Raw genomic sequence first — 26,485 nt, forward strand, 5'->3', positions numbered from 1 at the left:
GTGACGGCGCGATGAAGTCTGTGTTTCCCAGCGTCACCCGCACTGCCGTCGAGCACCTCTTGACCGCTGCACGCGGGCGGACCTATCTTCGTGCGAACCGATTCGTCGAATCGATTCGCCTCATGGTCGGGTTACGTCCGGCCCGCGACGGTCACCCCGCACATCCCACCTGACGATCGATGTGAAGCGAGGCAACACATGACAGGACTCAGCCGTCGGCGGCGCCTGGCCGCCGTCGCCGTGATAGTGCTCGCCGCAGTGGCAGGCAGTGCCTGCTCCTCGCCCGCCGACGGCCCCAGCGACGGCGGCGCCTACCTCGTCTGGGACCCGTATCCGCAGTTCGCCGACGACTCCGAATGGGTTGCGCTGCTCAAGAAGTGCGGCACCGCCGCGGGAGTGACGGTCGAGCGGACCGGCTACGACACCACCGACCTGACCAACAAGGCACTGCTCGCCGCTCAGCAGGGCAACTCGCCGGACGTGCTGATCGTGGACAACCCGGTCATCTCCACCCTGGCCGAGGCGGGCGCGCTCACCACCACCGACGACAACAAGCTCGACGTCTCGGCCATGGCGACGAACCTGCTCGGCGCTGGGCAGAGCGGAGGCAAGACGTACGGGGTGCCGATCGGCGCGAACACCCTCGCGCTCTACTACAACAAGGATCTGCTGACCGCCGCTGGCGTCGACCCGGCCACGATCACGGACTGGACAGCACTGACCGCGGCGCTGACCACGGTCAAGGCCGCGGGCAAGAAGGGCATCACCTTCTCCGCGATCGGCACCGAGGAGGGCAGCTTCCAGTTCCTGCCGTGGTTCTGGGGGTCGGGAGCCCAACTGACCAGTCTGGACTCACCACAGGCGGTGTCCGCGCTGACGCTCTGGACGGACTGGCTCAAGCAGGGCCACGCCCCGAACTCGGTCATCAACAACACCCAGACCACGAGTTGGCAGGAGTTCGCCACCGGCGACTACGCGTTCGCCGAGAACGGCACCTGGCAGCTGGCCAACGCGGAGAAACTCGGCTTCTCGTACGGCACCATCGCGATCCCTGCCAGCGCGGGCGGCCCGGCGCCGGCACCCACTGGCGGTGAGTTCGTCTCCATCCCGGTGCAGAAGAACACCGGCCGGTACGACGAGTCGCAGAAACTCGTCGCCTGCCTGACCAGTGCTGACAATCTGCTCACCACCGACACCACGCTGTCCTACGTCGCACCCGTCGCCGCCGTGCAGGACCGACAGGCGGCTGCCGACCCCAAGCTCAAGGTCTGGGTCGAGGCGGTCCGGGCAGCCAAGGGCCGCACCGGTGACAACCTCGGCACGAAGTACCCGAAGATCTCCGAGGCGCTGTGGACCGCGGTGCAGGCGGCCCTCAGCGGCGGGAAGTCACCGCGCGAGGCGCTGACCGCCGCGCAGGCCGCAGCCGCGACCCGGTAAGCGAGCCGAACCGACACCATGCCCTTCGCGACGAGGACCTCCACCGCCGTACGAGACCAGGGTGGGGCGGCGCCGACCGCCCCACCCGGGCCTCCCCCGTCCCGCGCCCGCCGGCCCAGCCGATGGCCGGCGTGGTGCTTCCTGGCACCCGTGACCGTCTACCTGGTGGCCTTCTACGCCTACCCGCTCTATCGCAATGTCGAGCTGAGCCTGCGGGAGTACACCGTCCGCTCGTTCGTGCAGGGCGGTGCGCCCTTCGCCGGTCTGGACAACTACCGGACGGTCCTGACCGACCCGGCCTTCGGGCCGACGCTGGCGCACACCCTGGTCTTCACCGCCGCGTCGCTCGCCTTCCAGTTCACCATCGGCATGGCCCTGGCACTCTTCTTCCACCAGCACTTCCCGCTGTCGCGCACGCTGCGGGCGTTGATCCTCGTGCCGTGGCTGCTGCCGCTGATCGTCTCGGCGTCGACCTGGTCGTGGCTGCTCAACAGCGACTCGGGGCTGGTCAACGCGGCGCTCGGCGTCGTCGGGATCGACCAGGTCAACTGGCTGACCTCGCCGGGCTGGTCGCTCACCTCGGTGATCATCGCGAACGTCTGGATCGGCATCCCGTTCAACCTGGTGGTGCTGTACAGCGGCCTGCAGGCGATCCCGGACGAGATGTACGAGGCGTCCGCGCTCGACGGCGCGACCGGATGGCAGCGATTCTGGTCGATCACCTTCCCGCTGCTGCGCCCCGTCTCGGCGATCACGCTGCTGCTGGGGTTGATCTACACGCTGAAGGTCTTCGACATCATCTGGATCATGACGAAGGGTGGCCCGACCGGCTCCTCGGCCACGCTCGCCACCTGGGCGTACCGGCTCGGCTTCGGCAACCTGCTGCCCGAGTTCGGCCCGGGAGCGGCCGTCGGCAACCTGCTCATCGTGATGGCCCTGATCGCCGGGCTCGTCTACATCCGGATCGAGCGGAGGCAGAACCTCCGATGACCCCTTCGACGCCGCGCGCCTGGTGGAAGACCGCCGTCGGCCTGGTGCTGACCGGGCTGATGCTCTTCCCCGTCTACTGGATGATCAACGTGTCGTTCACCCGGGACCAGGACATGCGGGCCAGTCCCCCGCACCTGGTTCCGACCGGTGGCACGCTCGACGGCTACCGGGCGGTGCTCGACCAGCAACTGCCGTACCTGGGCACCAGCTTCCTGGTCGGTCTCGGCACGGTGGCGCTGACCGTGGCGCTGGCCGCCCCCGCCGGGTACGCGCTGGCGAAACTCCGGCCGCCCGGCGGCCCGGCACTGAGCTTCGTGCTGCTGATCGCGCAGATGATTCCCGGAATCATCATGGCGATGGGCTTCTACGCCATCTATCTCAATCTCGGTGTCCTGAACACGTTGCCGGGCCTGATCCTGGCCGATTCGACCCTGGCGGTGCCGTTCGGCGTACTTATCTTCACGGCCTTCATGTCCGGAATTCCCGACGAGCTGCTCCAGGCCGCCGTGGTCGACGGCGCTGGACGGCTGCGGACCTTCTGGTCGGTCGTGCTGCCGGTCAGCCGCAACTCGATCGTCACCGTGTCCCTGTTCGCGTTCCTGTGGTCCTGGTCGGACTTCATCTTCGCCTCGACCCTCGCGGGCGGCGGCGACCACCAGCCCATCACCTTGGGCATCTACCACTACATCGGCAACAACAACCAGCAGTGGAACGCCATCATGGCCACCGCTGTCGTCGCCTCCATCCCGGCCGCCGTGCTGTTGGTCCTGGCCCAGCGGTACGTCTCGATGGGCGTGACCTCCGGCGCCGTCAAGGACTGACCACCCGCACCACAGAAAGGCACCCGTCACCCATGACCGTCGCCCCGTCCGGTCCGGAGTTCCCCATCCAGGACATTCCGTTCAGCTACCGAGGATCCTGGTTCAACATCTCCCCGGTGGTGGCCGAGCAGACGTACACCGAGGACCTGCACCTGGTCTCGCACCAGACCGGGCTGCACCCGGTGCTGCGCCTCGCACCCGCGGTCGCCGGCACCACAGTCGTCGCCGCACCGGCGCTGCTGACCTGGCGGAGCGGCGACGACCGGATCGAGGCGGTCTACGACGGGCCGGACACCCTGCGAGTCCGGGGTCGGCGGCTCGGCCTGCGGATAGCCGCGGCGGCGCACACCCTCACCCCGTTCAGCGGCACCTACCTCTACCTCGACCCGCTCGACGGGTCACACGTGTTCACCTCGTACGAGACCGGGCGCCGCTATCGGATCACGGTGCTCTCCGGTGCCCTTGGGCGGGCCGAGGGCGTGCAGGCGCTCGGGACCGCCGACCGGTTCCTCGACCTACCCGATGACCAGACCTGGGAAATCGCGATCGAGGAGTACGCCACCGCCCGCCGGCCGTACACCGGATCCCGCACCTTCGACGAGCTGTGCCGCGACCGGAGCAGCGAGTTCGCCGCGTTCGTCGACGCGGTCGCACCCTGGCGTACCGCGGACACCCCAGCCGCCGAACTGGCCGCCTACGTGCTGTGGTCGGCCACCGTCGCCCCAGCGGGCTTCGTCACCCGACCGGCCGTCCTGATGTCCAAGCACTGGATGGACAAGGTGTGGAGCTGGGACCACTGCTTCAACGCGATAGCACTGGCGTCCGGCGAGCCGGAGCTGGCCTGGCACCAGTTCCAGCTGCCCTTCGACCACCAGGACGAGGCCGGTGCCCTACCGGACTCGATCGCTCACTCCGAGGTCCTGCACAACTACGTCAAGCCACCCATTCACGGCTGGGCACTACGGCACCTGCGCCGACGTCTTCCCCAACCGCCCGACCGGGCGGCGCTGGCGCAGACCTACGACCGGATGGCCCGCTGGACCGGTTTCTGGCTCGACGCGCGCCGAGCCCCCGGCCACGATCTGCCCCACTACCAGCACGGCAACGACAGCGGCTGGGACAACGCGACCACCTTCGACGACGACCGGGTCCTCCAGACGGCCGACCTCGCCGCGTTCCTGGTCTCGCAGCTTCGCTGCGTGGCCGACCTCGCCGCCGAGCTGGGCGAGCCCGCCGACCGGTGGTCTCGGGAGGCCGACCGGATCTACGGCGCCATGCTCCGGGACCTGTGGGACGGCGAGCGTTTCACCGCCCGCAGCCCCGCCACCGGGCACCGCCGGGCGAGCCGCAGCCTGCTCGACCTGATGCCCGTCGCACTCGGCGCGGACCTGCCCGCCCCGGTCGCCACCGCACTGGCTCGGGGCATCGACAGTCACCTGACCAAGCACGGCCTGGCAACCGAGCCGACGGGCTCGGCCCACTACCTCGCCGACGGCTATTGGCGTGGCCCGATCTGGGCGCCCTCCACGGTGCTCATCGAGGACGGTCTGCGACGCGCCGGGCATCCCGGGATCGCCGACGACATCAGCCGCCGCTTCCTCGCACTGTGTGAGAAGTCCGGGTTCGCGGAGAACTTCGACGCCGAGACCGGCGACGGGCTCCGGGACCGCGCATACACCTGGACCGCCAGCAGCTACCTCATTCTCGCCGCCGCCCAGGAGGAGCGGCGAGCCACGGGCGGGTAGCCCGCACCGACCGCGCGAGCCCGGCCTGCCGCCGAGGTCCAGCCTCGGCCGGGTCAGCGGGTCCGGACTGGACCGGTGCTGGAGCGCAACGAGATGGGCGGGCTGTACAGCCGGTGGCGGGGCACGGACCCGGGCTCGGCGATGATCTCCAACAGCAGCGAGACCGCCTCGGCGCCCATGTCGACCATCGGCACATCCGCGGCGGTCAACGGTGGGCGGAAATCCTCCGCCCAGTGCTGGGCGGCAACGCCGGTGACGGAGAAGTCGCCCGGCACGGACAGGCCGGCGCCGGTCAGCGCACGCTGCATCCCGGGTAGCGCGGCCTCGTTGATGGTCGCCACCGCCGTGACGTCCGGATGTGTCGCGAGCAACTGTTCCACGCACGCCTCGCCGGAGACCGTGTCGTCGCCGCAGCAGACCTCCACGCCGGTCAGGCCCCGCTCCGCCGCCGCCGCCCGGAAACCAGCCAGCGCTCGATGGCTGGGGCCGTAACCCGCGGCCACCAACTCGGCGGAGCGGTTCACGAGAGCCACCTGTCGGTGCCCCAGATCGGCCAGGTGGTGCACGCACCGGCCAATCAGCCCCGCGTAGTCGATGTCGATCCAGCTCATGCCGTGCGGCTCGGCGGTCCGCCCGATCGTGACGAACGGCAGACCGGCCTTCATCAGTCGGGTCACCCGGTCGTCCTCCAACCGGATCTCCATCAGCACCACACCGTCCACCCGACGCCCGGTGACGATCCGCTCGAACGATCGGTCATGGTCGCCACCGGATGGGGACAGCAGCACATCGAGGTCATGGCGAGCCGCCGCCTCGACGACGCTGGCGACGAAGCCCAACTGCATGTCGGTCAACCGCTGGCTCGCGGGAGGGATCACCAGCCCGAGGGTGCGGGTACGGCCTTCCTTCAGCGCGCGGGCGCTGGCGTTCGGCCGGTAGTCCAACTCGTCGATGACCGCCTGGATCCGCTGCCGGGTGGCCTCGGACACGGCCCGCTTCCCGCTCAGCACGTACGACACGGTGCTGCGGGACACCCCCGCCCGGCGGGCGATCTCCCCGATGTTCATACACGCCCTCGAATCGAATCCTGCCCCGAAGCGGGGAACGCGCCATGCCTCGCCGACGCGAGCATAACCGTCTCGAATCTCGACCCGGAATCAGCGACAACGCGCCAGCCGGCGCTTCGATCAGGAATCAAGAAGCACGCCGACTGTCTCCGGCCCTAGCCTTTTCGCAGGTGGCCGGCGCACGCCGAGCCGTGAACAAGGGAGACCGAGAATGTCCGCGAAGACCTCGACCACCGTGTCCGACGGCTTCAGCCCGGAGGAGCTCGCCGCGATGAAGGAGCGCGCCGCCGAGATGCGCGCCGAGGGCCGGAAGGGCGCCAAGAAGGCCGACGGGCTGCAGGCCGTCCTGGACCGGATCGCGCAGATGGAGCCGCAGGATCGCGCGCTGGCCGAACGCGTACACGTGGCGGTCACCGCCGCCGCCCCCGAGCTGTCACCGAAGACCTGGTACGGGATGCCCGCGTACACCAACGCCGACGGCAAGATCGTTGTCTTCTTCCAGGACGCCGGCAAGTTCAACTACCGGTACTCGACCCTGGGCTTCCAGGACACGGCCAACCTCGACGACGGCGATATGTGGCCCGTGGCGTACGCGCTGCAGGCCTGGAGCCCCGCCGTGGAGAAGAAGGTCGTCGAGCTGGTGCGGGCCGCGCTCTCCTGAGCGCGGGTCAGGCGCCGCGGCGTCGGGGTCGGCGACCGGCAGTCCCCCGGCCTACCAGCGGTTGCGCGCCTCCTCGGCCCAGCCGACCAGCCCGTCGAGGCTCACCTTCGTCCCGTCGTCGGTCTTCGCCCACCCGGAGAAGTGCCCGAAGCACTGGTGCGTCTCGTTCGCGACGACACCGAGGTTGGTGCGGCCCACCTTCTCGTGGAAGGGCCGGAACTCGGCCTCGACCCGGTCGCCGCTGATCCGCCACGGGCAAAGCCAGTCCGACCGGTCGTAGGTCCAGCACACCTCGTCGCCGATCTTGTGCAACCGGCCCTCGACGAACAGGCCGTTCTCGGTGACCCCGGTGCCGTCGGTCCACCGACCGCCGAGCTGGATCGCCCGCCCCGGCGCCGCGCCGGCGGCCCAGTTCCACGTGATCGAGTACGGCCACCTGCCGCGGCCGTGGTCCAGCACGGCGAAGGCGTCCGGCCCACCGATCTCGTACGTCTGGCCGTGCAGCTCCAGCGTGCCGAGAACGGGGCGGCCGATGTCCTTGACCGTGTACTGGAACCGCGTCGGGCTCCACGGGACGACCACTGCGAGCGACTCGTGCCCGGCCGGCGACGGCACCCGCACCTCCAGCCGTACTCCGGGGGCGTTCGCCGAGATGGCGGTGCCGTCCGGGCGCTGGGCGATCCGGATGTCCAGGCCACGACCCCGCGCCCGGGCCTCGCCCGCACCGCTGCGCGCCGGCAGCACCGCGCCGCGCGCCAGCGGCACCACCACGTCGGCCTTCGTCTCGGCGCCGCTCTCCCGATCGAGCACGTAGATGCTGTGCACACCGGCGTAGTCGAGCGACGAGACGACCAGCCCGACGATGTGTCGTGGCGTGACGATGCCCCAGTATTCCCACCGCTTGGTCCGGCCCCAGCCGCGCAGGTTCGCGGTGTGCAGGGGACGCCGGGACCAGCCGACCGCCGCCGGGTTGAGCCGCCCGTCCGGCTGACACAGGTCGACAGGTGAGGTCAGCTCACGTTCGTGGGTCACGGTGGGGAGGATAACTGTCGCCGCCCCTCGGGCGCCCCGATCAGGCGACCCGGTCGGGCGTTGCCGCAGGTCTTGCCCGGTTCGCCCTAGTCTCGACCTGATCCTGTCCGTATGGGGCCGGTGCGAGCGAATCAGAGCCGCGGAGGGTGATGATGGGCGACAGCGCGACCAGCGGGAAGATCCACCGGCGTCAGTTCGTCAGACTCTCCGGGACCGCCGGCGCCACGGGCCTTCTGGGCCTGATGGGAGCAGGTGGGGCGCTGGCCGACGGAGGGCAGCCCGCCGAACCCCCCGCACCCTCCCCCGGTGACCCTGGCGCCTCGCCCTGCCCGACGCCGTCGAGCCTGTGCGGCTACCCGAGCGACACCGGAGGCAGGTACGACCTGTGGGACCGGGTGCAGGTCTGCGCGGGCACGAAGACCGGGCCGCCGTTTCCCCAGTGCCTACAGACGACCTCCACCTATGTCGTCCTCAATGGCGGGTCAGGCTCGAACCACGACTTCCTCCTCGTCCCCACCTGTCGGGTCAGCGGGATCGAGTGCCCCTTCATCGCCACCGCCAGCGCCCCGAACTACTGGCTGGACGCGTGGGTCAACGCTCAACCTGGCCAGCCGGGACACGTGGTGTACCCGCACGTCGGACTGGGGATCAACTCGGCGGATCCGATGATCCGTCAGCAGGACCAGCTCCACATCCACCTGGCCGGCATCCACTCCGGCATCCAGACGCAACTGAACAACCACGACAGCATGATCACCAACAACCCGTCGAGGTGGCGCAACCAGGTCGTTCCGGTCTGGGGCCTGACGAGCACCGGAGCACCGGCGCCCCGCTCGTACCGCGTGCTGCACGTCGCGAACCTGAACCAGAACCTCTTCACGCTCCTGCGCGACAGCGTGGTGCGACCGACCGGAGCGACAATGGCGGCGCAGATGATGGCCGTGACACCCCGCCTGGTCGGCAACGGCGGGTTCTACGTCCTGAACAGCGAGCCCGGTCTGAGCGTCCCGGCAGGCCAACCCGGCGGCACGGGCACGGTGGACTTCCTGCTCGCCTACGCGTGACCCGGATCGGCGTGGACGTCAACGGCGGGCGTTGAGCCGGGCGGCCTGGCGCGTCAGGTGGTTGCGCTCGGCGAGGTTGGGCGCTGTCCGGGCCGCGTCGGCGTACAGCCGCGCCGCCGTCGCCAGGTCGCCGTCGCGTTCGCGCAGGTAGGCCTCCACCGCCCGGTGGCGGGGCAGCGTGTCGTCCAGCGCCGCGAGCGCCGCCAGGCCGGCGCGCGGCCCGTCGGCCTGGCCGATGGCCACCGCGCGATTGAGCCGGACGACCGGGCTGTCGGTCAGCCGCACGAGCTCGTCGTACCACTCGACGATCTGCACCCAGTCGGTCTCCTCGGCGGTGGGCGCGTCGGCGTGCAGGGCCGCGATGGCGGCCTGGGCCTGGAACTCGCCGAGCCGGTCGCGGGCGAGGGCCGCCTGCAGGATCTCGACGCCCTCGGCGATCGAGACGGTGTCCCACCGGTGGCGGTCCTGCTCGGCGAGCGGCACCAGACTGCCGTCGGGCGTGGTGCGGGCGCCGCGCCGGGCGTGGTGCAGCAGCATCAGGGCGAGCAGTCCCGCCACCTCCGGATGGTCGATCACGGCCGCGAGCTGCCGGGTGAGCCGGATGGCCTCGGCGGCGAGGTCGACGTCGCCCGAATAGCCCTCGTTGAAGACCAGGTAGAGCACGCGCAGCACGGTGGCGACGTCGCCGGGCTGGTCGAACCGCACCCCCGAGACGCTGCGCTTGGCCCGGCTGATCCGCTGCGCCATGGTCGCCTCGGGGACCAGGTAGGCCTGCGCGATCTGGCGGGTGGTCAGCCCGCCGACGGCACGCAGCGTGAGCGCGGCCGCCGACGACGCCGTCAGCGAGGGGTGGGCGCACAGGAAGTAGAGCTGGAGCGTGTCGTCGACCGCCGGCGTGGGGCCGGGCGCCGGTTCCTCGTCGACGAGGTCCTCGCGCCGGCGGCGGGCGGCGTCCGACCGGGTCGCGTCGAGGAACCGGCGCCACGCCACGGTGACCAGCCAACCCTTCGGGTCCCGCGGCGGGTCGGCCGGCCAGACGCGAACCGCCTCCACCAGCGCGTCCTGCACGGCGTCCTCGGCCGCCGCGAAGTCAGCTCCGCGGCGGACGAGGATCGCGAGCACCCTCGGCAGGAGGCTCCGGAGCAGAACCTCGTTCACCTCGGGCTCAATCCGTGATGGTGGGCGACGCGGTCAGGAACGGACGCAACTCGAGCCACTCGTGGATCGGCTTCCCGCCGGCCCCCGGGGCGGCGGACAGTTCCCCGGCCAGTTCGACGGCGCGCTCGTAGCTGTCGACGTCGATCACCATCCAGCCGGCGATGAGGTCCTTGGTCTCGGCGAACGGGCCGTCGGTGACCGGCGGGCGGCCCTCGCCGTCGTACCGGACGAACGTGCCCTCGGGGGCGAGCGCCTGCCCGTCGACGAACTCGCCGGTGCCTTCGAGCCGGGTCGCGAAGTCGTTCATGTACTGCATGTGCGCCGAGATCTCCTCCGGGGTCCACTTGTCCATGGGGACGTCGTTGACCGCGGCCGGGGCGCCACGGTAGTGCTTGAGCAGCAGGTACTTGGCCATCGTGTCTCTCCTCGAAGCTGATCCGACCCATTTTGGTCGCGCTCACCCCAGGGACGGAACCAGTCCGGGGTTCTCGACATCAGCGTCCGAGAAAATTGGATCCCGCAGCGGCGACACCCGCCGTGACGCGGGCGGGCGGGAACGGCAGGACCCTGCCGCCCCCGCCCGTCGCCGGCTGCTAGCTGGCGTACGTCTCGAACTCGCCGACTCGCGGCGTACCGCTGGAGCTGTTGATCTTGAAGTTGATCTTGCTCATTGTGGTCGCGGAGAAGGTGATCGAACCCGCCCCGCCGCCGGAGGCCAGGACGGCGCCGGTGTCGTTGTTGATGAGCTGCCAGGACCCGATGGAGCCCGAGGTGCCGGACGGCTCGCGGATGACCACGCGGGACACCCGGGTGGCGGAACCCCACTTGATCGAGATCGTGCCGGTCGATCCGGCCGGAGACCAGTAGGTGCTGAGGCTGCCGTCGCGCACGTTGCCGTAGCTGGTGCCGCTGGCCTTGCTGGACCCGTCGGCACCGGCGCCGAGGCTGAGGTTCGTCCCGCCCGACGGCGGCGGCGTGGTCGGCGGCGGCGTGGTGGGAGCCGGCGTGGTCGGCGCGGGCGTGGTCGGCGCGGGCGTGGTCGGCGCGGGCGTCGTGGGCGACGGGGTCTGCGGCGAGCAGCTACCGTTCGACACCTTGAGCCCCGTGTTGGCGCCCACCGTCTGGCGGACGATGTTCGGCACGCAGCTCGCCCCGTCGAGGCTGTACGAGTACGGGATGCTGACGGTGGTGTTGGACGTCGGGTTGGGGCCGGCGGGGTAGTTCTCGCTGCCGGCGCTGGACCAGGTCACGTTGTCGAAGGTGTTGCCGCTGACCTGCCAGTAGCCGCGCTCGTTGGTGTAGAACGTACCCAGCACGTCCTTGGAGTTCTGGAAGTAGTTGTTGTCCACCTTGGCCCTGGCGCCGGCCCGGGAGTTGATGCCGGACTCGCGCAGGCTCACGTAGTGGTTGTTGTAGATGTGGGCGGTGCCACCGCGGAGCAGCGGCGTACGGGAGTCGATGTTCTCGTACAGGTTGTGGTGGTACGTGATGAAGCCGTTCGAGAGGTCGCTCTCGCTCGACCCGACCAGGCCGCCGCGACCGGAGTTACGCAGGATGCTGTAGGACAGGGTCACGTACTGGGTGTTGTCCTTCATGTCGAACAGGCCGTCGTACCCCTCCGACTCCCCGCCGGACGCCTCCAGGGTGACGTGGTCGACCCAGACGTTGCGGACCGTGCTCTCCATGCCGATGGCGTCGCCGCCGTTGGAGGTGGGCGAGCCCGACTTCTTGACGTTCCGGACTGTCACGTTCTGGATGATGATGTTGCTGGAGTCGCGGATGTGGATGCCGAGCTGGTCGAAGACGGCGCTGCCGACCCCGATGATGGTGACGTTGCTGATCTGCTTGAGCTCGATCACGCCCGCCGCGGTGTTGCAGCTCGAACCCGACACCTTGCTGGTGTTGCCGTGGTTGATGGTCCCGGTGACCTCGATGGTGATCGGGGTGCTGCTACTGGCCCGCCCACAGAGCGCCGCGTGGATCGCGGTCCCCGTGGTCGCGCGGACCGTCTGCCCGCCCGCGCCGCCGGTGGTTCCGCCGTTCTGGGTGGCGTAGCCGGTGGCGCTGCCGACCGCCGCCGAAGCCTGCGGGGTCGGCAGGCTCACCCCGATCGCGATCCCCACGGCCGCCGCGGCCAGCACTGCCTGAAGTCGCAGTGCGACTGGTCGTCTCATCTCGCCTCACTTCGTATCGGTTTGGCTTTGCCCGTGTGCGGCAGCCGTCGCGGCCGCGTTTTTCGGCACGGGGAACTGCCGACCGTCCGGAATCGTCGACGATCAGCTCGTCGGATTGCCATCGCCCAGAAAAGAGGAAGCCGTCGCGCGAAACGGCATAGAGCAAGTGGCGATGGTCGATGCGTGTCTGCCCGACCCACGAACGAAACATCGATGTGAGGCAATCGTAGGAAAGCGGTTTCCCTAGAGGCAAGGGCTGGCGCTTGCAGGTTTGTTGCAGTGTCCGCAGGCGGTCGGGCGCACCGACAGCGACGGCCCGCCACGCGTGCTGCGTGGCGGGCCGTCGGGTGACATTCGAGGGCGGCGGTCAGTCGACGCCGAACTCCATCGCGGCGCGGTCGAGCGCCTCGTCGTCAGCGGACGAGACACCCCGGGAGGCGATGGCCTCCGCGCCGCCCTCCGGCATCGCGCCGATCAACCCGGTCGACGCGGCCTGCGCGGCGCCGACCATCCGCTGCGAAGTCCCGCCGCCGACGATGCCGAGCGTCGCGTACTGCTCCAGCTTCGCCCGCGAATCGGCGATGTCCAGGTTGCGCATGGTGAGCTGACCGATCCGGTCCGACGGACCGAACGCCGAGTCCTCGGTACGCTCCATCGACAGCTTGTCCGGGTGGTAGCTGAACGCCGGGCCGGTGGTGTCCAGGATCGAGTAGTCCTCGCCCCGGCGCAGCCGCAACGTCACCTCGCCGGTGACCGCCGCGCCGACCCAGCGCTGCAACGACTCGCGCAGCATCAGCGCCTGCGGGTCCAGCCAGCGCCCCTCGTACATCAGCCGGCCGAGGCGGCGGCCCTCGCTGTGGTAGTTGGCCAGCGTGTCCTCGTTGTGGATGGCGTTGACCAGCCGCTCGTACGCGGCGTGCAGCAGCGCCATGCCGGGCGCCTCGTAGATGCCGCGGCTCTTGGCCTCGATGATCCGGTTCTCGATCTGGTCCGACATGCCCAGGCCGTGCCGACCGCCGATGGCGTTGGCCTCCAGCACCAGGTCGACGGGGCTGCCGAACTCCTTGCCGTTGATCGTCACCGGGCGACCCTGGTCGAAGCCGATCGAGACATCCTCGGTCGGGATCTCCACCGACGGGTCCCAGAACCGGACTCCCATGATCGGGTCGACCGTCTCGATGCCGGTGTTCAGGTGCTCAAGGGTCTTCGCCTCGTGCGTGGCGCCCCAGATGTTCGCGTCGGTGGAGTACGCCTTCTCGGTGCTGTCCCGGTATGGCAGGCCGCGCTCCAGCAGCCACTCCGACATCTCCTTGCGCCCACCCAACTCGGTGACGAAGTCGGTGTCCAGCCACGGCTTGTAGATGCGCAGCTGCGGGTTGGCCAGCAGGCCATACCGGTAGAACCGCTCGATGTCGTTGCCCTTGAACGTCGAGCCGTCGCCCCAGATCTGGACGTCGTCGGAGATCATCGCCCGCACCAGCAGGGTCCCGGTCACGGCCCGACCCAGCGGGGTCGTGTTGAAGTACGCCCGCCCGCCCGAACGGATGTGGAAGGCCCCGCAGGTCAACGCGGCCAGGCCCTCCTCGACCAGGGCGGCACGGCAGTCGACCAGCCGGGCCACCTCGGCGCCGTAGCTGAGCGCGCGACCGGGCACCGAGTCGATGTCGGGCTCGTCGTACTGGCCGATGTCGGCGGTGTAGGCGCAGGGGACGGCGCCCTTGTCGCGCATCCACGCGACGGCCACCGAGGTGTCGAGGCCGCCGGAGAAGGCGATGCCGACACGTTCACCGATGGGCAGGGAGGTGAGAACCTTGGACACGAGGAAGAGTATGCACCATGCCGCATGGTCATGCATAGAGAAGTGGTCGACGCCACGAGTTTTCGCCGGCCGCCACGGTCACTCGCCCAGGACCCGACCGTCCCGGGTGCGGTTCGCGCACCCCGATCCGACCCCACCGGCCGTAGTCTCACCGAATGACAGAGCCGCAGGCGCACACCCTCGCGACAACCGGCGTCGACCTGGTCTACGACGTCCGCGGTCCGCTACCCCCGGCCGACGGGCTCCCCGCGCTGCTCATGATCGGCCAGCCGATGACGGCGGAGGGCTTCGGAGCGCTCGCCCCGCACTTCACCGACCGCACGGTGGTCACCTACGACCCGCGCGGGCTGGGCCGCAGCATCCGCACCGACGGCCGCTCCGACCACACGCCGCAGCGGCAGGCGGCCGACCTGCACCTGCTGATCGAGGCGCTCGACGCCGGCCCGGTCGACGTGTTCGCCAGCAGCGGCGGCGCGGTGACCGCACTCGAACTGGTCGCCACCCACCCCGGTGACGTCGTCACGCTGGTGGCGCACGAGCCGCCGATCAACTCCGTGCTCCCCGACGCCACCGCCGCCGAGCGCGCCCGGGCCGCCTTCTACGAGGCGTACCAGGCAGGGGGCAACGGCGCGGGCATGGCCGCCTTCATCGCGATGACGTCCTGGCAGGGCGAGTTCACCGATGCCTACTTCGCCCAGCCCACGCCCGACCCGGCGATGTTCGGCCTGCCGACCGACGACGACGGCAGCCGCGACGATCCGCTGCTGTCACAGAACTCGTGGGCGATCACCGACTACCGCCCCGACGCCAGCGCGCTCACCGCGGCGCCGACCCGGATCGTGATCGCGGTCGGCGAGGAGTCGACGGGGACGTACACCGCGCGTACGGCCCTGGGCACCGCGGCGTTGCTCGGCCAGGAGGCCGTGGTGTTCCCGAGCCACCACGGGGGCTTCCTCGGTGGCGAGTTCGGCTACGCGGGCAAGCCCGAGGAGTTCGCGGCACGGCTGCGCGACGTCCTGGACGGCGGCTGAGCGACTCGGCCTCGCTCGGCCACCCCGACACGACAGAAGGGACAGTCGACGCACTACCATGGCGGTCCGAAAGGGCTCTGCTGAAATGAGGCGCAATGCGGTGGCTCCGGCGGTTGCTGGGCGGCGGGCGGGTCCAACTCGATCCGGAGCGGCAGCAGGTGCTGCTACGCGACGCTCAGCAGCGGTACGGCGGCCACACCCGGGTCCGGTTCTCCGAGCAGGTCGAGGCGATCACCGGGATGCTCGACGGCGATGACGGCCTGGTGGTGGCGGCCCGGATCGTGGGCCAGGTCGCCGACGAGGCCCACACGGACCTACTGGCGCAGGCCCACGACATCCACCGACGAACCGGCCGCCGGCTCGTGGTGAACCGCCGCAACTACCGGCCACTGTGGATGGAGGCCGGCCCGGCGCTGCGCTGGCCGCTGTTCGCGCTGCCGTCCGGCTTCCACCCGTACGCGCAGGTGGCCGCCGCCGTCACGGTGGTCGGCGGTCAGGCGCCCCGGCTCGACCGGGTGACCGACCCGCACCCCATCCTGACCCGCATGTTCGAGGTCCTCGACCTCACCACCGCCGGCTGGGAGTACGGCCGGGTGCGGGTGGACACCGACGCCGCCACCCTGGCCGATCGACTGATCTCCAGCGCCGGGCAGCTCCTCACCGCCGTGGACGACCCACCCCGGCTGCCACCTCCGGTCCGTGAGCTGATGCGCCGCAACAACACCCTCGCCGTGCACGACCCGACCGGCCCTCGCCCGGTCGGTGGCATCAACCTCGGCGCGATGCTGCGGGAGCGCCTCCTGGTCTGACGTGGCCACCCCGACGGCCTGATCCGATCACGGCACGGGCGTCGAGGCCCGGCCGGACCCGGTCACGTGGGGGTCGGTCAGGGCTTGCCGAGCGTCGCGCGGGCGGCCAGGATGTGCGCCCGCATCACCGAACCCGCCCAGGCCCGGTCACCCGCCTCCAGCGCGTCGATCAACTCCCGGTGGTGCGACATGCTGCGTGCCATCGCGGCCTCGTTGTACCGGCGGAACGTCCGGTTGACCAGCGGCGTCTGCACGACCGCGCCGAGCAGCGCGCTCAACCGCCGGTTCCGCCCAGCGCCCAGAATGATCTCGTGGAACTGCGCGTTGCACACCGCGATCGGGTCCGCCCGGTCGCTTCGCTGGCTGGCCGCGTAGCCCTCCATCTCGGTGCACAACTCGCGCAGCCGGGCGATCTCGTCCGCTGTGATCCGCGCCGCGGCCAACTCCGCCCCGTACCCCTCCAGCAGCGCCCGCAGCTCGAAGATCTCCTCCAGGTCCTGCTTGCGCCAGGCCGGGACTGTCGCACCCCGGTTGGCCTCCCAGTCCACCAGACCCTCGGCGTGCAGCCTGCGCAGCGCCTCTCGCACAGGTGTACGACTCACGCCCACCGCGGCGGCGAGATCCTCCTCGGAGAGCTTCTTGCCCGGTTCGTACGTCCCCCCGAGAATGCGGTTTTTGATCGACTCATACGCGGACTGAGTGGCTCGGCCCATGCGTCCCCCTCCGTTCACCGATGGTGAACCTACATCGACGCGGTCGATCCGGCGTTCACTGCGTACTCCGACCCGGTCACCTGCCGCGAGCGGTCGCTGGCGAGGAAGAGCACGACCTCGGCGACGTCCTCCGGCTCGTTCATCCGGCCGAGCGGTAACTTGCGCAGTTCGTGCACCACGTGGTCGGCGGCGGTGGAGACGTCGATGCCCAGCCGGTCGGCGACCGACGCCAGATACGCGTTCATGGTGGCGGTGCGCGTCGGCCCGGGTGCGACGGTGTTCACCCGTACGCCCCGGGGGCCGTACTCCTGGGCCAGGCCCTTCGCCAGGCTGAGCAGCGCCGCCTTGCTGACCGCGTAGTCGAGCATGTGCGGCTTCGGGTGCCGGGCCGCCTCGGATCCGATGTTGACGACGCTGCCGCCGCCCCGGTCGGCCATCAGCGGGATGAGCGCGCGGCACAGGCGCACGCAGGACATCACGTTCACGTCCCAGCTGCGCTGCCATGCCGCGTCGTCGATGTCGGTGAAGGCGTCCCGGTAGGGGGCGACCGCCACGTTGTTCACCAGCACGTCGGCCCCGCCGTACCGGCTCGTCACCTCCCGCACCACGGCCGCGACGCCGGCCGCGTCACCCAGGTCGGCGACGACCGCCGGACCCGCGCACGCCGAGACGTCCAGGTCGGCGGAGAGCACCTCGGCGCCCTCGGCGGCGAGCCGGCGGGCCACGGCGAGCCCGATCCCCGAACCGGCGCCGGTGACGACGGCGACCTTGCCCCTCATCTGGCTCTCCTCCTGCTGCTGGCTGCGGTCATCGGGGGCCGTCGGGGTCGACGTCGACGAGCACCTCGTCGCCGTGCTCGCCGAGCGTGGGTGCGTGCCGCCCATCCGGCGGCGGCAACGGCGACGCCGACATGCTGATCGGCGAGGCGATGCTGCGCAGCCGCCCGGCGACCGGGTGCTCGACCATCGACACGAAGCCGGACTCGGCCAGTTCCTCGTCCCGCAGGATCTCCTCGTACCCGGCCAGTGGCGCGCACGGCACGTCGATCGCCGCCAGCTCCACCAACCACTCGGCGGTCGTACGCTCGCGCAGCACCTCGGCCACGACCCGGTAGAGCCCGTCGGCGTTGGTGATCCGCTTGCCGACCGTGTCGTAGTCGGGGTGGTCCAGCAGGTCCGCCTGCCCGACCAGGGTGAGGAACCGCCGCCACTGCCGTTCGGTGTAGATGAGGACGCACAGGTGGCCGTCGGCGGTGGCGTACGGGCGGCGGTTCGGCGCGGCCGTACGCGGATACAGCGGTGGCCCGGTCGGCGGGTCGAACGTCCAGCCGTCGAGTTGTTCGAGCAGCCCGAAGGCAACCATCGTCTCGAACATCGGCACCTCGACCCGCTGCCCCTCGCCGGTGGCGTCCCGGTGCCGCAGCGCGGCCAGGATGGCGGTGGACGCCGTCAACCCGGCGATCTTGTCAGCGAGCGGTGTGGTGACGTACCCGGGCTGTTCCTGGTTGACGCTCTGCAACCGGGCGATGCCCGACGCGCCCTGGATCACGTCGTCGTAGGCGGGCCGGTCGGCGTGCCGGCTGGTGCTCCGGTAGCCGGGGATGGCGCAGTAGACGATCGCCGGATGGACCGCTCGGATGTCCTCGTAGGCCACCGCCAACCGAACCGCGGCGGCGGGGCGCATGTTGTGCACCAGGACGTCGGCGGTCGGCACCAGCCGGTCGAAAGCCGCCCGGTCACCGGGCGTCTTGAGGTCCAGGACGACGCTCTTCTTGCCCCGGTTCATGTTGAGGAACACCGCCGCCATGCCCGGGGTGCGGCAGGCGCCGAGCTGGCGGGCGATGTCCCCGCCCGGCGGCTCCACCTTGATCACCTCAGCGCCGAGGTCGGCCAACGTCAGGGTGCAGAACGGGCCGGAGAAGGTGCTGGTCAGGTCCAGCACCCGCAGCCCGGCCAGCGGCCCGGTCACGGGAACCCGCCGGCCCGGCTCAGCATCCCCGGCAGCTCTTCCCCGAACACCCCGCTGAGCCACTGGGCGTTGTCGATCGCCGCGTCCAGCGAGACGCCGGTGCTCCGTCCGGAGCGCTCCAGGGCGTACACCACGTCCTCGGTGGCCACGTTGCCGGTCGCCGCCGGTGCGAACGGGCAGCCGCCGATGCCACCGACGCTGGCGTCGATCGCCCGCGCGCCGGCCGCGACGGCGGCGAGCACGTTGGCGAGCCCCAGGTTGCGGGTGTTGTGGAAGTGACCGCGCAGGCTCGCCGCGGTGCGCTCCCGTACGGCGGTGAACGCCCGCTCGACCTCGGACGGCACGGCGACCCCGATGGTGTCGGCCAGCGCCACCTCGTCCGCCGCCACCGGTTCGAGGTCGTCGACGATGCGCAGCACCCGGTCCAGCGGGACCTCCCCCTCGAACGGGCAGCCGAAGGTGGCCCCCACCGTGACCGACGTTCGCAGCCCGTAGTCGCGGGCCCGGGGCAGCAGCCGCAGCACCTCCGCGACCGCCTCGGCCGACGACATGCCCTGGTTGCGCCGGCAGAAGGTGTCGCTGGCGATGACCACGAAGTTCACCTCGGCGACCCGCGCCGCGACCGCCCGGTTCAGGCCGCGCTCGTTCATCACCAGGCCGATCGGCACCAGGGCCGGCTCGTCGCGGACCAGCGCCATCAACTCGTCGGCGTCGGCGAGCTTGGGCACCTTGGCGGGGTTGACGAAGCTTGTCACCTCGACCCGCCGGCTGCCCGCCGCGACGGCCCGGCGCACCAGCTCGGCCTTCTGCGCGGTCGGTAGCGTCGCCGGGTGGTTCTGCAGACCGTCCCGGGGCCCGACCTCGACGATCTCGACGCTCACGACAGCGCCTTCAGGCCGGCCTGCGCGACCTCCATGTCCTGGGTGTAGTGGCCGCCGCTGACGCCGATGCCTCCGACCAGCACGTCGTCGACCTTCACCGGGTACCCGCCGCCGAAGGTGACCAACCGGTCGACGGCGGCCGGCGCGCCCATGGCGAGCGGGGCATCATCCTTGATGAAGTCGAACCAACCGTCGCTGCTGAGCCCGAATCCGACCGCGGTGTGCGCCTTGTCCTGGGCCAGTTGGACGCTGACCAGGGGTGCGCCGTCCATCCGCTCGTACGCCTTGAGCACCCCGCTCTCGTCGCACACCGCGACGGTGACCGCGAAGCCCATCTCGCCGGCCTTCTCCACCGCGGCGTCGACCATCGCCCGCGCGGCGCGGGAGGAGATCGACTGCTTCTTCACCACGTACGGGTTCTTCGCCATGACTACCTCCTCAGATCGCGCCGTCGGCGCGCGGTTCGGTGGATTCGGACAGCCCGAACATCTTCTCGATGCGGGCCTCGGCGAACCGGGAGACGGCGCCGTTACGGGACACCGAGCGGACGCCGTCGATCTTCAGGAGCGTCGGGCGTACCAGCGAACCCATGGTCACCGGCGCGGACGGGCAGGCGGCGCACCGGCCGTGGAAGGTGACGTGCGCGTCGCCGGCGGAGTCGACGTCCACGGTGATGCCGCCGCCGTGCGCCTCGACGAGCTGGCGCACCTTGCCGTCCAGGGCACGGTCGGCGGCGCGGGTGGTCTTCTTAGCGCCCATTCTTGCGGTCCTTCTTCTTGGACTTCTTGCCGCCCTTGCCGTACAACTCCTTCTTCTTGGCCGCCACGTCGACGCCGAGCAGCCGGGCGAAGTTCAGCCCGAAGATCTTGGCCTTCACCTCGTCGGTGATCTCCGGGTAGCCGTAGCCGTCCTGGAGGTCCTCGGGCATGCTCATCTCGGCGAACAGGTCGATGTACGCCTGCACCTTCGGCCAGACGAACGCCTCCGAACCCCACAGCAGCCGGTCCGGACCGACGTGCAGCAGGCACTTGCCGATGGCGTGCAGGGCGGCCCGCGGCGCCACCGGGTACTGGTTGATCCAGGCGGTCAGCGCGAGGTGGATGTTCTCGTACCGGGCGGCGATGTTGATCGTCTCGTTGATGAACGGCTCACCGAGGTGATGCACGATGAAGTTCATCTCGGGGAAGTCCTGTGCCGCGCGCTCCAGGTCGAACGGGGCCAGGTCGGCGATGTGCTGGGTGTTGAACGCCAGCCCCTTGTGGAACTGCACGTTCGTCACACCGTGCTCCAGCGCGGTCTCCCACAGCGGGTAGGCGACCTGCCGGTCGTCGATCTTCCAGGACAGCCCACCGGAGTGCGCCTGGTAGAACTTGAAGCTGGTGGCGCCCCACTCCTCGATCTGCCGGATCATCTCGGTCACCGCGCCGTAGCGGCCGTGGGTGATCGGGTCGACGCCGCCGCAGAACAGCACCCGCTCCGGGTACGCCTCCTTGAGCTTGTAGTTGTTCTCGGCCGGCGAGAAGCCCAGCTTCCAGCCGCCGTGGCTGGGCACCGTCTGGGCCATCGCCAGGTCGGTGTCGGACTCGTCGAACAGCAGCCGGTACGCGTCCTCGACGGAGAGTTCCCGGCCGGAGATGTCGTCGTACGGGTAGCCCGGCGCGGAGTACTTCTTGGCGTACTCGACGAGCGCGTTCGTCGACTTCTTGCCACCGTGGTTGAAGTCGATGTTCTCGTCGGTGAGCTTGTACATGTGGACCGCGTTGTCGAAGACGAAAAAGTCGTTCTTCATGAGGTGGTGCGTCCCTTCGATTCGGTGTCGTTCTCAAGTCGTTCGACGTGGCGGACAGCGAGTTGACGGCGGCGACGGACGGACCAGGCGGCGACCGAGACGCCGACGATGACGGCGAGGCCGTTGAAGACCCGCTCGATCCAGGTCGCGGCACCGAGGTGTTGCAGACCGGCGATGGTGAAGGTGATGAAGTACGCGGCGATCACGGTGCCGAGGATGTTGACCCGGCCCGGACGCAGCGCGGCGGCGCCGAGGAAGGCCGCGGCGAACGCGGGCAGCAGGAACTGCTCGCCGACTGTCGGCTGTGCCGAGCCGACCCGCGACGCCAGCAGGACACCGGCGAGCGAGGAGAGCACGGCGGCGCCGACGAACGCCCGGATGGTGTAACTGCGTACGTTGATGCCGGCTCGGGCGGCGCCGCGCAGGTTGCCGTCCATCGCGTACAGACGCTGCCCGAAGGGCGTCCACACGACGATGAACTCCAGCACCAGCACGAGGACCACGAGGTAGATCAGGGGCAGCGGGATGCCGGCCAGGTCGCCGCGGGCGATGCTGGTGAATCCCGGCGGCACGTTCTGGTAGAGCACCCGGCCGCTGGTGATCATGTAGAGCAGGCCCATCAGCAGGCTGCCGACCGCGAGCGTGCCGATGATGGAACTCATGTCGAACTTCAGCACCAACAGGCTGTTGAGCAGCCCGACCGCGACGCCGACAGCGAGCACGGCCAGCAGCGCGAGCCACACGGGTACGCCGTGCACCGAGATCAGCCAGATGCTGATGCCCTGCGCCAGGCCCAGCATCGGACCGACCGAGGCGTCCAGGTAGTGCGCCAGCAGCGGCAGCGTGGCGGCCATCGCCACGATCACGGTCACCGTCTGGTTGACCAGGATCAGCCGGAAGTTGGTGGTGGTGAAGTAGGTGTCCGGGGTGAGCACGGAGAACACCGCGATCACCCCGACGAGCATGCCGAGGAGCCCGAACCGGCTGACCCCGCCGACGATCCGCTCGCCAGCGCCGGCGCGGGACCGGTCGGCGTTCTGCCGGACGACCGCCCGCCCGGGCCCGCCAGGCGGGGCGGGCGCGGTGGTGGATGTGCTCATCGGGTCACCTCCCCCGCCGCCGCGAGTTCGCCGGCGACGATCAGTTGCACACACCGCTCGACGTCGAGCCCGTCGGTCGTGCCGTGGTAGACGTTGCGGCCGCCCTTCATCACCAACAGCCGATCAGCCATCGACAGGATCTCGGGGATCCGGTGGCTGATCACGATGACGGCGTAGCCCCGGTCGCGAAGCCGGCCGATCAGGGCGTTGACGCCCGCCGACTCCGTGGTGCCGAGCGCGGCGGTGGGCTCGTCCATCACCATGACGCGCGGCTCGTTCTCGGTGACCAGCGCGCGGGCGATGGCGACCATCTGCCGCTGCCCGCCGGAGAGGCCCTCCACGAGCACGTTCATGTCGTGCAGGTCGATGCCGAGCTCTTCGAGCACCGCCCGGGTACGCACCCGCATCGCCTTCTTGCGCAGAATCGGAATGCCGCGTACGCCGCCGGTCCACTCCCGGCCCAGGAAGACGTTCTCGACGATGCTCAGATTGTTGGAGAGCCCGAGATCCTGATAGATCATCTCGATGCCGGCGGAGCGGGCGTTGCCGATGGTGTGCGGCAGCAGGTCCCGGCCGGCCACCCGCAGGTGACCGGAGTCCGGGGCCAGCGCGCCGCTGACCATGCTCATCAGTGTCGACTTGCCAGCGCCGTTGTCCCCGACGACGCCCAGGATCTCGCCCGGGCGTACGTCGAAGGAGACATCGGTGACGGCCCGCACCCGACCGTAGGACTTGCCGAGGCCGACCGCTTCGAGCACCGGTGAGGCGGTGCTCACTTGGCCTCGCTCCACATCTTCTCGTAGCGCTCGGCGTAGTTCACGTAGCTGTTCCAGTCGACGGCGCCGTCCTTGGGGGCGTTGCTCTTGTCGAACACCGTCGCCGGGATGCCCTGCTCCGCGTCGGGCAGCGCGGGCTGGCCGGCGGCCAGGCGGCCCACCTGGTCGATCGCGGCGTAGGCGTTCCAGCCGCGGATGGCGCCGAAGTCGGCGAGCTGGTCACCCGCGGCAACGCTGCCCAGCCGCTCGGGCTCGGCGTTCTTGGAGAGCACCTTGATGTCGTCCCGACCGGCGGCCTTGACGGCGGCGATGATGGACTCCACGCCGTTGCCGTACGGGGTGAGGATGTACTGCAGGTCCTTGCCGTGCCGCTGGATCAGCGAGGTCGTGATGTTCTGCATCTCGATCGGGTCCACGGCCTGCGACAGGGTGCGCTCACGCACCTCCAGCAGCTGGCAGCCGGTGCACCCGGCGAGCACGCGCTTGCTGGCGTTCAGCGCCTCGACCAGGTGCGGGTAGCCGACGTCCCAGAGGAAGACGACCTTCGCGGTGCCGTTGGAGTCGGCGACGGCCTTGGCCGCCTCGAGCACCGCCTGGAAGGTCTCCCGGCTGGACACGTGCGCGTCGTAGCCGACCGCGCCGCCCTCGGCCACCGCCGAGACGCCAACCACCGGGATCTTCGCCTTCTGCAGCTCGGCGAGGCCGTCGGCGACCTGGTTCTCCGGGATCGCGACGGTGATGACGGCGGTGGGCTTGTTGGCCGCCGCGGTGGCGAGCGCCTTCTGGTAACCCTCCGGGGAGCCCTGCCCGTCCAGGATCTCGGCGCTCCAGCCGAGCTTCTCGGCGATGGCGGTGGCCCGCTTGCCGACCTCCTCGCAGGAGGTGCCGATCTTGCAGACGATGATGTTCAACTTGCCGTTCGCCGGCGGCTTGACCGACGTTGTCGGCCCGGACCACTCGTCGTAAACCTTGATCTTGTCGAGGGTGATGTCGGCTTCCTTGCCCTCGAAATAGAGCATGCCGCCAGTGCCGGCCTCGATCAGCTTGCGGGCCATCTGGGTGTACTCGTCGTTGACGGCGGCGGGGGTGCCGGACGCCGCGCTGTCGTCACCCGATCCGCACGCGGCGGTGGTGAACGCCAGCGCTGCGGCGAGCGCGACGGAGATGGTGCGGAACCGGGAAGCTTTGGGGGTGTTTGTCACGGTGCTACTCCCTGAGTGGGGCGCAGACGTCCAAGAACGAATCTGATGAGTCAGCGCATAGGGGGGGTGAAGGGACCGAGTCCAGCGCGAAACGGTGCCTCAGGTTGCATGCAATCGCAGTCCAACACGATCAACATCTACAGTCAATAGTTCACATTGCCGAAACATAGTCCCTGTTCGAGCTGGCAATATCGCCCGGAGGCGCAGAAGTCGACGCGGCTCCGCGAGGAAGGATTGTATTTCCTAGCCTCTGTCCGGCACCGTGGATCGGTCCGCCGCCAGACGGGGCGGGCCGGCCCGCCCCGAGGGCCGGCCCGGGACTGTCAGCGGGTCGCGGTCACCGCAGCGGGCCGTCCGATACGCAGGATCGCCTTGCCCTCGTCGGTCATCATCGCCTCGGACCAGTCGGTGCTGTCACCCCACTCGACCTCGACCTCGTCGACCTCGGGCACCAGCTTGCCGATCTCCTGCCGCACGCTCTGCTCGAAGAACGGCGTGTACATGCAGAACGGCCCGGTGGTGATCAGATCCACCGCCGCCCGCAACCGGCCGTCGGGGGTCCGCTCCACCCGGACGCCCCGGACCAGGCCCATGTCGACGATCCCCAGCCGCCGGCCGACCCCGAGGCTGCACGGGTCGTAGACCTTGTTGCAGGCCTCGAACAGGCGCGGCTCCAGGCCGACCACGGCACCGTCGCCGACGCTCATGCGCTCAGCCGCTCACGGTGCAGCGCCCACGGCCGGGGCTCGTGCGCGACGTACTCCGCGCGGCGCCGGGTCAGCTCGTCCCCGGCCACCTTCGAGCGCACCTCGGCCTCGTCGAGGCCGTGCAGACGCAGGGCGTTGCCGCCCAGCAACTTGCCGAGCAGCTCCGGCGTGAACTCCGGGAACCCCCAGCCGTCCACCAGGTCCCGGGGCATCTCGAAGTTCACAAGCGCGTCGATGATCGGCTGCGGATGCGCGGACGGCACGCCCGTCGCGAACATGATCCGGTCGGTCCCGCCGTGCATCATGAGCATGCCGACGATCTCGGCGAACCGGCGCGGTTTGCGCACGACCATGTTCGACACCGACTCGATCGTCGCCCAGATGTTGGGGTGCGTCCGCAGTTGCAGCGCGCAGTCCTCCAGGAACGCCCAGCCGCTGTGCACCACCTCGAACGTCAGGCTCGGGAAGGCGATAGCCGCGCAGGTCACGTCGTCGACGTGGTTCAGCACCCGCGGGCCCGCGCCGGCCGGCACCGCCTTGTGCGCGCCGATGTGGTGGACGCCGAGGTCGAGCGCCTTCTGCAGGAAAGGAAACGCCAGCTCACGGTCGTCCAGGAGCATCAGCTTGGAGGAGTTCACCTCCGGATCGATCACGCCGTTGGTCGGGTAGAACTTGAACCCGTCGATGTCGTCCTCTTCGGCGCGCTGCTGCATGAGGTCGAGTTCGGCGGGCCCGCGCAGCGGGTCCACCGGGGCGAAGAGCAGCACCCGGTCCGGGTGCCTGCGCTTCAGTTCGCGGCCGAGCTCGTAGGGCGAGGCGCCGCCGTCGAAGAATCCGTCGATCTCGACCCCGTGGTAGACCATCACGTCGACGGCGCTCTCCACGAACACGATGTCCGCGAGCTCCTCGGCCGTCCAGCCGGCGGTGAACTCGTCGCGGGTCATGGGGTAGTTGTGCGACGGCGATTCGACCGACGTGTGGCCGATGCGGTAGAGCGCGTTCACCATGCCGTCGTACGCGGCCTGCGAGCAGTGCGGCGCCCTGTTCTCGGGGCGGAAGTCGTACCCGTGGACGACGCCGTCCACGACGATCCTGTCATTGATCATGTCGCCTCCGTTCTTGTCGATAGCCCGAGCGCACCTCGACCGCTGGGGAACGGGTGCGGGTGGCGGCGCGTTGGGTGGGCACGGCCGCTGTCGCGCTGGTGCCCGTCGGCCGGGACCGTGTGACCGGGGCCACCACCCGGGTTGCGAATGTACACAACATAGGGGGGCACCCCCTGTCGGTCAAGAACAACTTGGTGCACCGCCGACCAGCGGAACCGGCACCCCCGGACGAGCCCTCTACCTCGGTAGATTCCGGCTCTAACGGCCTCTAGCTGGCGGAATGCCACACTGCTGGGACGTCGTCAGAGACCTGGCGGACATCTGCCTGACACAAATCCTTGACAGACATTGCATACATTGCTTGACTCTCACGCCATGACAGAGCAGGCAGCAGCCGCCCCTCTCACCGGGGGCGCAGAGCGCCGCCGGGACGAT

At 69.9% G+C, this 26,485-nt stretch carries 26 protein-coding genes; 8 read left to right on the forward strand and 18 right to left on the reverse strand.

Annotation, left to right across the window (positions count from 1 at the left end; genetic code table 11):
- The first annotated feature begins 198 nt into the window (after positions 1–198).
- The 4 genes from ABZ780_RS08910 (at position 199) to ABZ780_RS08925 (ending at position 4,993) form a co-directional block, all read left to right on the forward strand.
- Positions 199–1,437, forward strand: a complete 1,239-nt coding sequence (locus ABZ780_RS08910; protein WP_357485370.1) for an extracellular solute-binding protein — start codon at positions 199–201, stop codon at positions 1,435–1,437.
- Between the two features lie 150 nt (positions 1,438–1,587).
- Complete coding sequence (locus ABZ780_RS08915) at positions 1,588–2,427, forward strand: sugar ABC transporter permease (protein ID WP_357485372.1); 840 nt, start codon at positions 1,588–1,590, stop codon at positions 2,425–2,427.
- Complete coding sequence (locus ABZ780_RS08920) at positions 2,424–3,248, forward strand: carbohydrate ABC transporter permease (RefSeq protein WP_357485373.1); 825 nt, start codon at positions 2,424–2,426, stop codon at positions 3,246–3,248. The genes ABZ780_RS08915 and ABZ780_RS08920 overlap by 4 nt, the downstream gene beginning before the upstream one ends.
- 32 nt (positions 3,249–3,280) lie before the next feature.
- Positions 3,281–4,993 carry a trehalase family glycosidase gene (locus tag ABZ780_RS08925; RefSeq protein ID WP_357485375.1) on the forward strand — a complete coding sequence of 571 codons (1,713 nt, stop codon included), beginning with the start codon at positions 3,281–3,283 and terminating at the stop codon, positions 4,991–4,993.
- Positions 4,994–5,046: 53 nt separating this feature from the next.
- On the opposite strand, the gene ABZ780_RS08930 is transcribed toward ABZ780_RS08925, so the two are convergent.
- Positions 5,047–6,060 carry a LacI family DNA-binding transcriptional regulator gene (locus ABZ780_RS08930; protein WP_357485376.1) on the reverse strand — a complete coding sequence of 338 codons (1,014 nt, stop codon included), beginning with the start codon at positions 6,058–6,060 and terminating at the stop codon, positions 5,047–5,049.
- A gap of 211 nt (positions 6,061–6,271) precedes the next feature.
- Here ABZ780_RS08930 and ABZ780_RS08935 point away from each other — a divergent pair, with 211 nt between their 5' ends.
- Positions 6,272–6,721, forward strand: a complete 450-nt coding sequence (locus tag ABZ780_RS08935; protein ID WP_357005584.1) for a hypothetical protein — start codon at positions 6,272–6,274, stop codon at positions 6,719–6,721.
- A gap of 51 nt (positions 6,722–6,772) precedes the next feature.
- Here ABZ780_RS08935 and ABZ780_RS08940 read toward each other — a convergent pair whose 3' ends face one another.
- Positions 6,773–7,753 carry a DUF2804 domain-containing protein gene (locus ABZ780_RS08940; RefSeq protein ID WP_357485377.1) on the reverse strand — a complete coding sequence of 327 codons (981 nt, stop codon included), beginning with the start codon at positions 7,751–7,753 and terminating at the stop codon, positions 6,773–6,775.
- A gap of 152 nt (positions 7,754–7,905) precedes the next feature.
- Between ABZ780_RS08940 and ABZ780_RS08945 the strand changes: the two genes are divergently transcribed.
- Positions 7,906–8,817: a CDP-diacylglycerol diphosphatase gene (locus ABZ780_RS08945; protein ID WP_357485379.1), complete on the forward strand. Its 912-nt coding sequence runs from the start codon at positions 7,906–7,908 to the stop codon at positions 8,815–8,817.
- A gap of 18 nt (positions 8,818–8,835) precedes the next feature.
- On the opposite strand, the gene ABZ780_RS08950 is transcribed toward ABZ780_RS08945, so the two are convergent.
- The 4 genes from ABZ780_RS08950 to argG all read right to left on the reverse strand — a co-directional run bounded on the left by ABZ780_RS08950 (position 8,836) and on the right by argG (position 13,968).
- Positions 8,836–9,975, reverse strand: coding sequence for a DUF6596 domain-containing protein (locus ABZ780_RS08950; RefSeq protein ID WP_357485381.1), 1,140 nt, complete (start codon positions 9,973–9,975; stop codon positions 8,836–8,838).
- Between the two features lie 7 nt (positions 9,976–9,982).
- Complete coding sequence (locus ABZ780_RS08955) at positions 9,983–10,390, reverse strand: YciI family protein (RefSeq protein ID WP_357005576.1); 408 nt, start codon at positions 10,388–10,390, stop codon at positions 9,983–9,985.
- A 178-nt stretch (positions 10,391–10,568) separates the two neighbouring features.
- A complete protein-coding gene (locus tag ABZ780_RS08960) occupies positions 10,569–12,149 on the reverse strand; it encodes a polysaccharide lyase family 1 protein (protein ID WP_357485383.1) in 1,581 nt (526 codons plus the stop codon).
- Between the two features lie 367 nt (positions 12,150–12,516).
- Positions 12,517–13,968 carry an argininosuccinate synthase gene (gene argG, locus ABZ780_RS08965; RefSeq protein WP_357005570.1) on the reverse strand — a complete coding sequence of 484 codons (1,452 nt, stop codon included), beginning with the start codon at positions 13,966–13,968 and terminating at the stop codon, positions 12,517–12,519.
- A 155-nt stretch (positions 13,969–14,123) separates the two neighbouring features.
- Here argG and ABZ780_RS08970 point away from each other — a divergent pair, with 155 nt between their 5' ends.
- Both ABZ780_RS08970 and ABZ780_RS08975 read left to right on the forward strand, forming a co-directional pair.
- Entirely contained in the window at positions 14,124–14,999 is an 876-nt protein-coding gene (locus ABZ780_RS08970) for an alpha/beta hydrolase (RefSeq protein ID WP_357485385.1), read from the forward strand.
- Between the two features lie 95 nt (positions 15,000–15,094).
- Positions 15,095–15,808: a hypothetical protein gene (locus ABZ780_RS08975; protein WP_357485386.1), complete on the forward strand. Its 714-nt coding sequence runs from the start codon at positions 15,095–15,097 to the stop codon at positions 15,806–15,808.
- A 77-nt stretch (positions 15,809–15,885) separates the two neighbouring features.
- Here ABZ780_RS08975 and ABZ780_RS08980 read toward each other — a convergent pair whose 3' ends face one another.
- The 12 genes from ABZ780_RS08980 to ABZ780_RS09035 all read right to left on the reverse strand — a co-directional run bounded on the left by ABZ780_RS08980 (position 15,886) and on the right by ABZ780_RS09035 (position 26,050).
- The gene (locus ABZ780_RS08980; protein ID WP_357005563.1) at positions 15,886–16,521 is read right to left on the reverse strand and encodes a GntR family transcriptional regulator; all 636 of its coding nucleotides are present in this window, start codon (positions 16,519–16,521) and stop codon (positions 15,886–15,888) included.
- 29 nt (positions 16,522–16,550) lie between these two features.
- Positions 16,551–17,300, reverse strand: a complete 750-nt coding sequence (locus tag ABZ780_RS08985; RefSeq protein ID WP_357485388.1) for an SDR family oxidoreductase — start codon at positions 17,298–17,300, stop codon at positions 16,551–16,553.
- 28 nt (positions 17,301–17,328) lie between these two features.
- Positions 17,329–18,489 carry a CoA transferase gene (locus tag ABZ780_RS08990; protein WP_357485389.1) on the reverse strand — a complete coding sequence of 387 codons (1,161 nt, stop codon included), beginning with the start codon at positions 18,487–18,489 and terminating at the stop codon, positions 17,329–17,331.
- Entirely contained in the window at positions 18,486–19,370 is an 885-nt protein-coding gene (locus ABZ780_RS08995) for a hydroxymethylglutaryl-CoA lyase (RefSeq protein WP_357485391.1), read from the reverse strand. The genes ABZ780_RS08990 and ABZ780_RS08995 overlap by 4 nt, the downstream gene beginning before the upstream one ends.
- Positions 19,367–19,798, reverse strand: a complete 432-nt coding sequence (locus tag ABZ780_RS09000; RefSeq protein WP_357485392.1) for a heme-binding protein — start codon at positions 19,796–19,798, stop codon at positions 19,367–19,369. Before ABZ780_RS09000 ends, ABZ780_RS08995 begins: the two co-directional genes overlap by 4 nt.
- 10 nt (positions 19,799–19,808) lie before the next feature.
- On the reverse strand, positions 19,809–20,129 hold the full coding sequence (locus ABZ780_RS09005) for a NifU family protein (protein WP_357005551.1): 321 nt from the start codon (positions 20,127–20,129) through the stop codon (positions 19,809–19,811).
- Positions 20,119–21,159 (reverse strand): amidohydrolase family protein, encoded by a 1,041-nt coding sequence (locus ABZ780_RS09010; RefSeq protein WP_357005549.1) that lies wholly within the window; start codon positions 21,157–21,159, stop codon positions 20,119–20,121. Before ABZ780_RS09010 ends, ABZ780_RS09005 begins: the two co-directional genes overlap by 11 nt.
- Positions 21,156–22,259 carry an ABC transporter permease gene (locus tag ABZ780_RS09015; protein WP_357005546.1) on the reverse strand — a complete coding sequence of 368 codons (1,104 nt, stop codon included), beginning with the start codon at positions 22,257–22,259 and terminating at the stop codon, positions 21,156–21,158. Before ABZ780_RS09015 ends, ABZ780_RS09010 begins: the two co-directional genes overlap by 4 nt.
- The gene (locus ABZ780_RS09020) at positions 22,256–23,035 is read right to left on the reverse strand and encodes an ATP-binding cassette domain-containing protein (RefSeq protein WP_357005543.1); all 780 of its coding nucleotides are present in this window, start codon (positions 23,033–23,035) and stop codon (positions 22,256–22,258) included. Before ABZ780_RS09020 ends, ABZ780_RS09015 begins: the two co-directional genes overlap by 4 nt.
- Positions 23,032–24,237 (reverse strand): substrate-binding domain-containing protein, encoded by a 1,206-nt coding sequence (locus ABZ780_RS09025; RefSeq protein ID WP_357005541.1) that lies wholly within the window; start codon positions 24,235–24,237, stop codon positions 23,032–23,034. The genes ABZ780_RS09020 and ABZ780_RS09025 overlap by 4 nt, the downstream gene beginning before the upstream one ends.
- A 323-nt stretch (positions 24,238–24,560) precedes the next feature.
- Complete coding sequence (locus ABZ780_RS09030) at positions 24,561–24,944, reverse strand: hypothetical protein (protein ID WP_357005539.1); 384 nt, start codon at positions 24,942–24,944, stop codon at positions 24,561–24,563.
- Positions 24,941–26,050, reverse strand: a complete 1,110-nt coding sequence (locus ABZ780_RS09035; protein ID WP_357005537.1) for an amidohydrolase family protein — start codon at positions 26,048–26,050, stop codon at positions 24,941–24,943. Before ABZ780_RS09035 ends, ABZ780_RS09030 begins: the two co-directional genes overlap by 4 nt.
- Positions 26,051–26,485 lie beyond the last annotated feature (435 nt).

Source organism: Micromonospora sp. NPDC047467, from assembly GCF_040643095.1.
Classification (GTDB): domain Bacteria; phylum Actinomycetota; class Actinomycetes; order Mycobacteriales; family Micromonosporaceae; genus Micromonospora.

Bases quoted from the DNA above. Each gene is read 5' to 3' on its own strand.
- ABZ780_RS08910 (WP_357485370.1), top strand. From the start codon at position 199: ATGACAGGACTCAGCCGTCGGCGGCGCCTGGCCGCCGTCGCCGTGATA.
- ABZ780_RS08920 (WP_357485373.1), top strand. From the start codon at position 2,424: ATGACCCCTTCGACGCCGCGCGCCTGGTGGAAGACCGCCGTCGGCCTG.
- ABZ780_RS08925 (WP_357485375.1), top strand. From the start codon at position 3,281: ATGACCGTCGCCCCGTCCGGTCCGGAGTTCCCCATCCAGGACATTCCG.
- ABZ780_RS08930 (WP_357485376.1), bottom strand. From the start codon at position 6,060: ATGAACATCGGGGAGATCGCCCGCCGGGCGGGGGTGTCCCGCAGCACC.
- ABZ780_RS08935 (WP_357005584.1), top strand. From the start codon at position 6,272: ATGTCCGCGAAGACCTCGACCACCGTGTCCGACGGCTTCAGCCCGGAG.
- ABZ780_RS08945 (WP_357485379.1), top strand. From the start codon at position 7,906: ATGGGCGACAGCGCGACCAGCGGGAAGATCCACCGGCGTCAGTTCGTC.
- ABZ780_RS08955 (WP_357005576.1), bottom strand. From the start codon at position 10,390: ATGGCCAAGTACCTGCTGCTCAAGCACTACCGTGGCGCCCCGGCCGCG.
- ABZ780_RS08960 (WP_357485383.1), bottom strand. From the start codon at position 12,149: ATGAGACGACCAGTCGCACTGCGACTTCAGGCAGTGCTGGCCGCGGCG.
- ABZ780_RS08970 (WP_357485385.1), top strand. From the start codon at position 14,124: ATGACAGAGCCGCAGGCGCACACCCTCGCGACAACCGGCGTCGACCTG.
- ABZ780_RS08975 (WP_357485386.1), top strand. From the start codon at position 15,095: ATGCGGTGGCTCCGGCGGTTGCTGGGCGGCGGGCGGGTCCAACTCGAT.
- ABZ780_RS08980 (WP_357005563.1), bottom strand. From the start codon at position 16,521: ATGGGCCGAGCCACTCAGTCCGCGTATGAGTCGATCAAAAACCGCATT.
- ABZ780_RS08985 (WP_357485388.1), bottom strand. From the start codon at position 17,300: ATGAGGGGCAAGGTCGCCGTCGTCACCGGCGCCGGTTCGGGGATCGGG.
- ABZ780_RS09000 (WP_357485392.1), bottom strand. From the start codon at position 19,798: ATGGCGAAGAACCCGTACGTGGTGAAGAAGCAGTCGATCTCCTCCCGC.
- ABZ780_RS09005 (WP_357005551.1), bottom strand. From the start codon at position 20,129: ATGGGCGCTAAGAAGACCACCCGCGCCGCCGACCGTGCCCTGGACGGC.
- ABZ780_RS09010 (WP_357005549.1), bottom strand. From the start codon at position 21,159: ATGAAGAACGACTTTTTCGTCTTCGACAACGCGGTCCACATGTACAAG.
- ABZ780_RS09015 (WP_357005546.1), bottom strand. From the start codon at position 22,259: ATGAGCACATCCACCACCGCGCCCGCCCCGCCTGGCGGGCCCGGGCGG.
- ABZ780_RS09030 (WP_357005539.1), bottom strand. From the start codon at position 24,944: ATGAGCGTCGGCGACGGTGCCGTGGTCGGCCTGGAGCCGCGCCTGTTC.
- ABZ780_RS09035 (WP_357005537.1), bottom strand. From the start codon at position 26,050: ATGATCAATGACAGGATCGTCGTGGACGGCGTCGTCCACGGGTACGAC.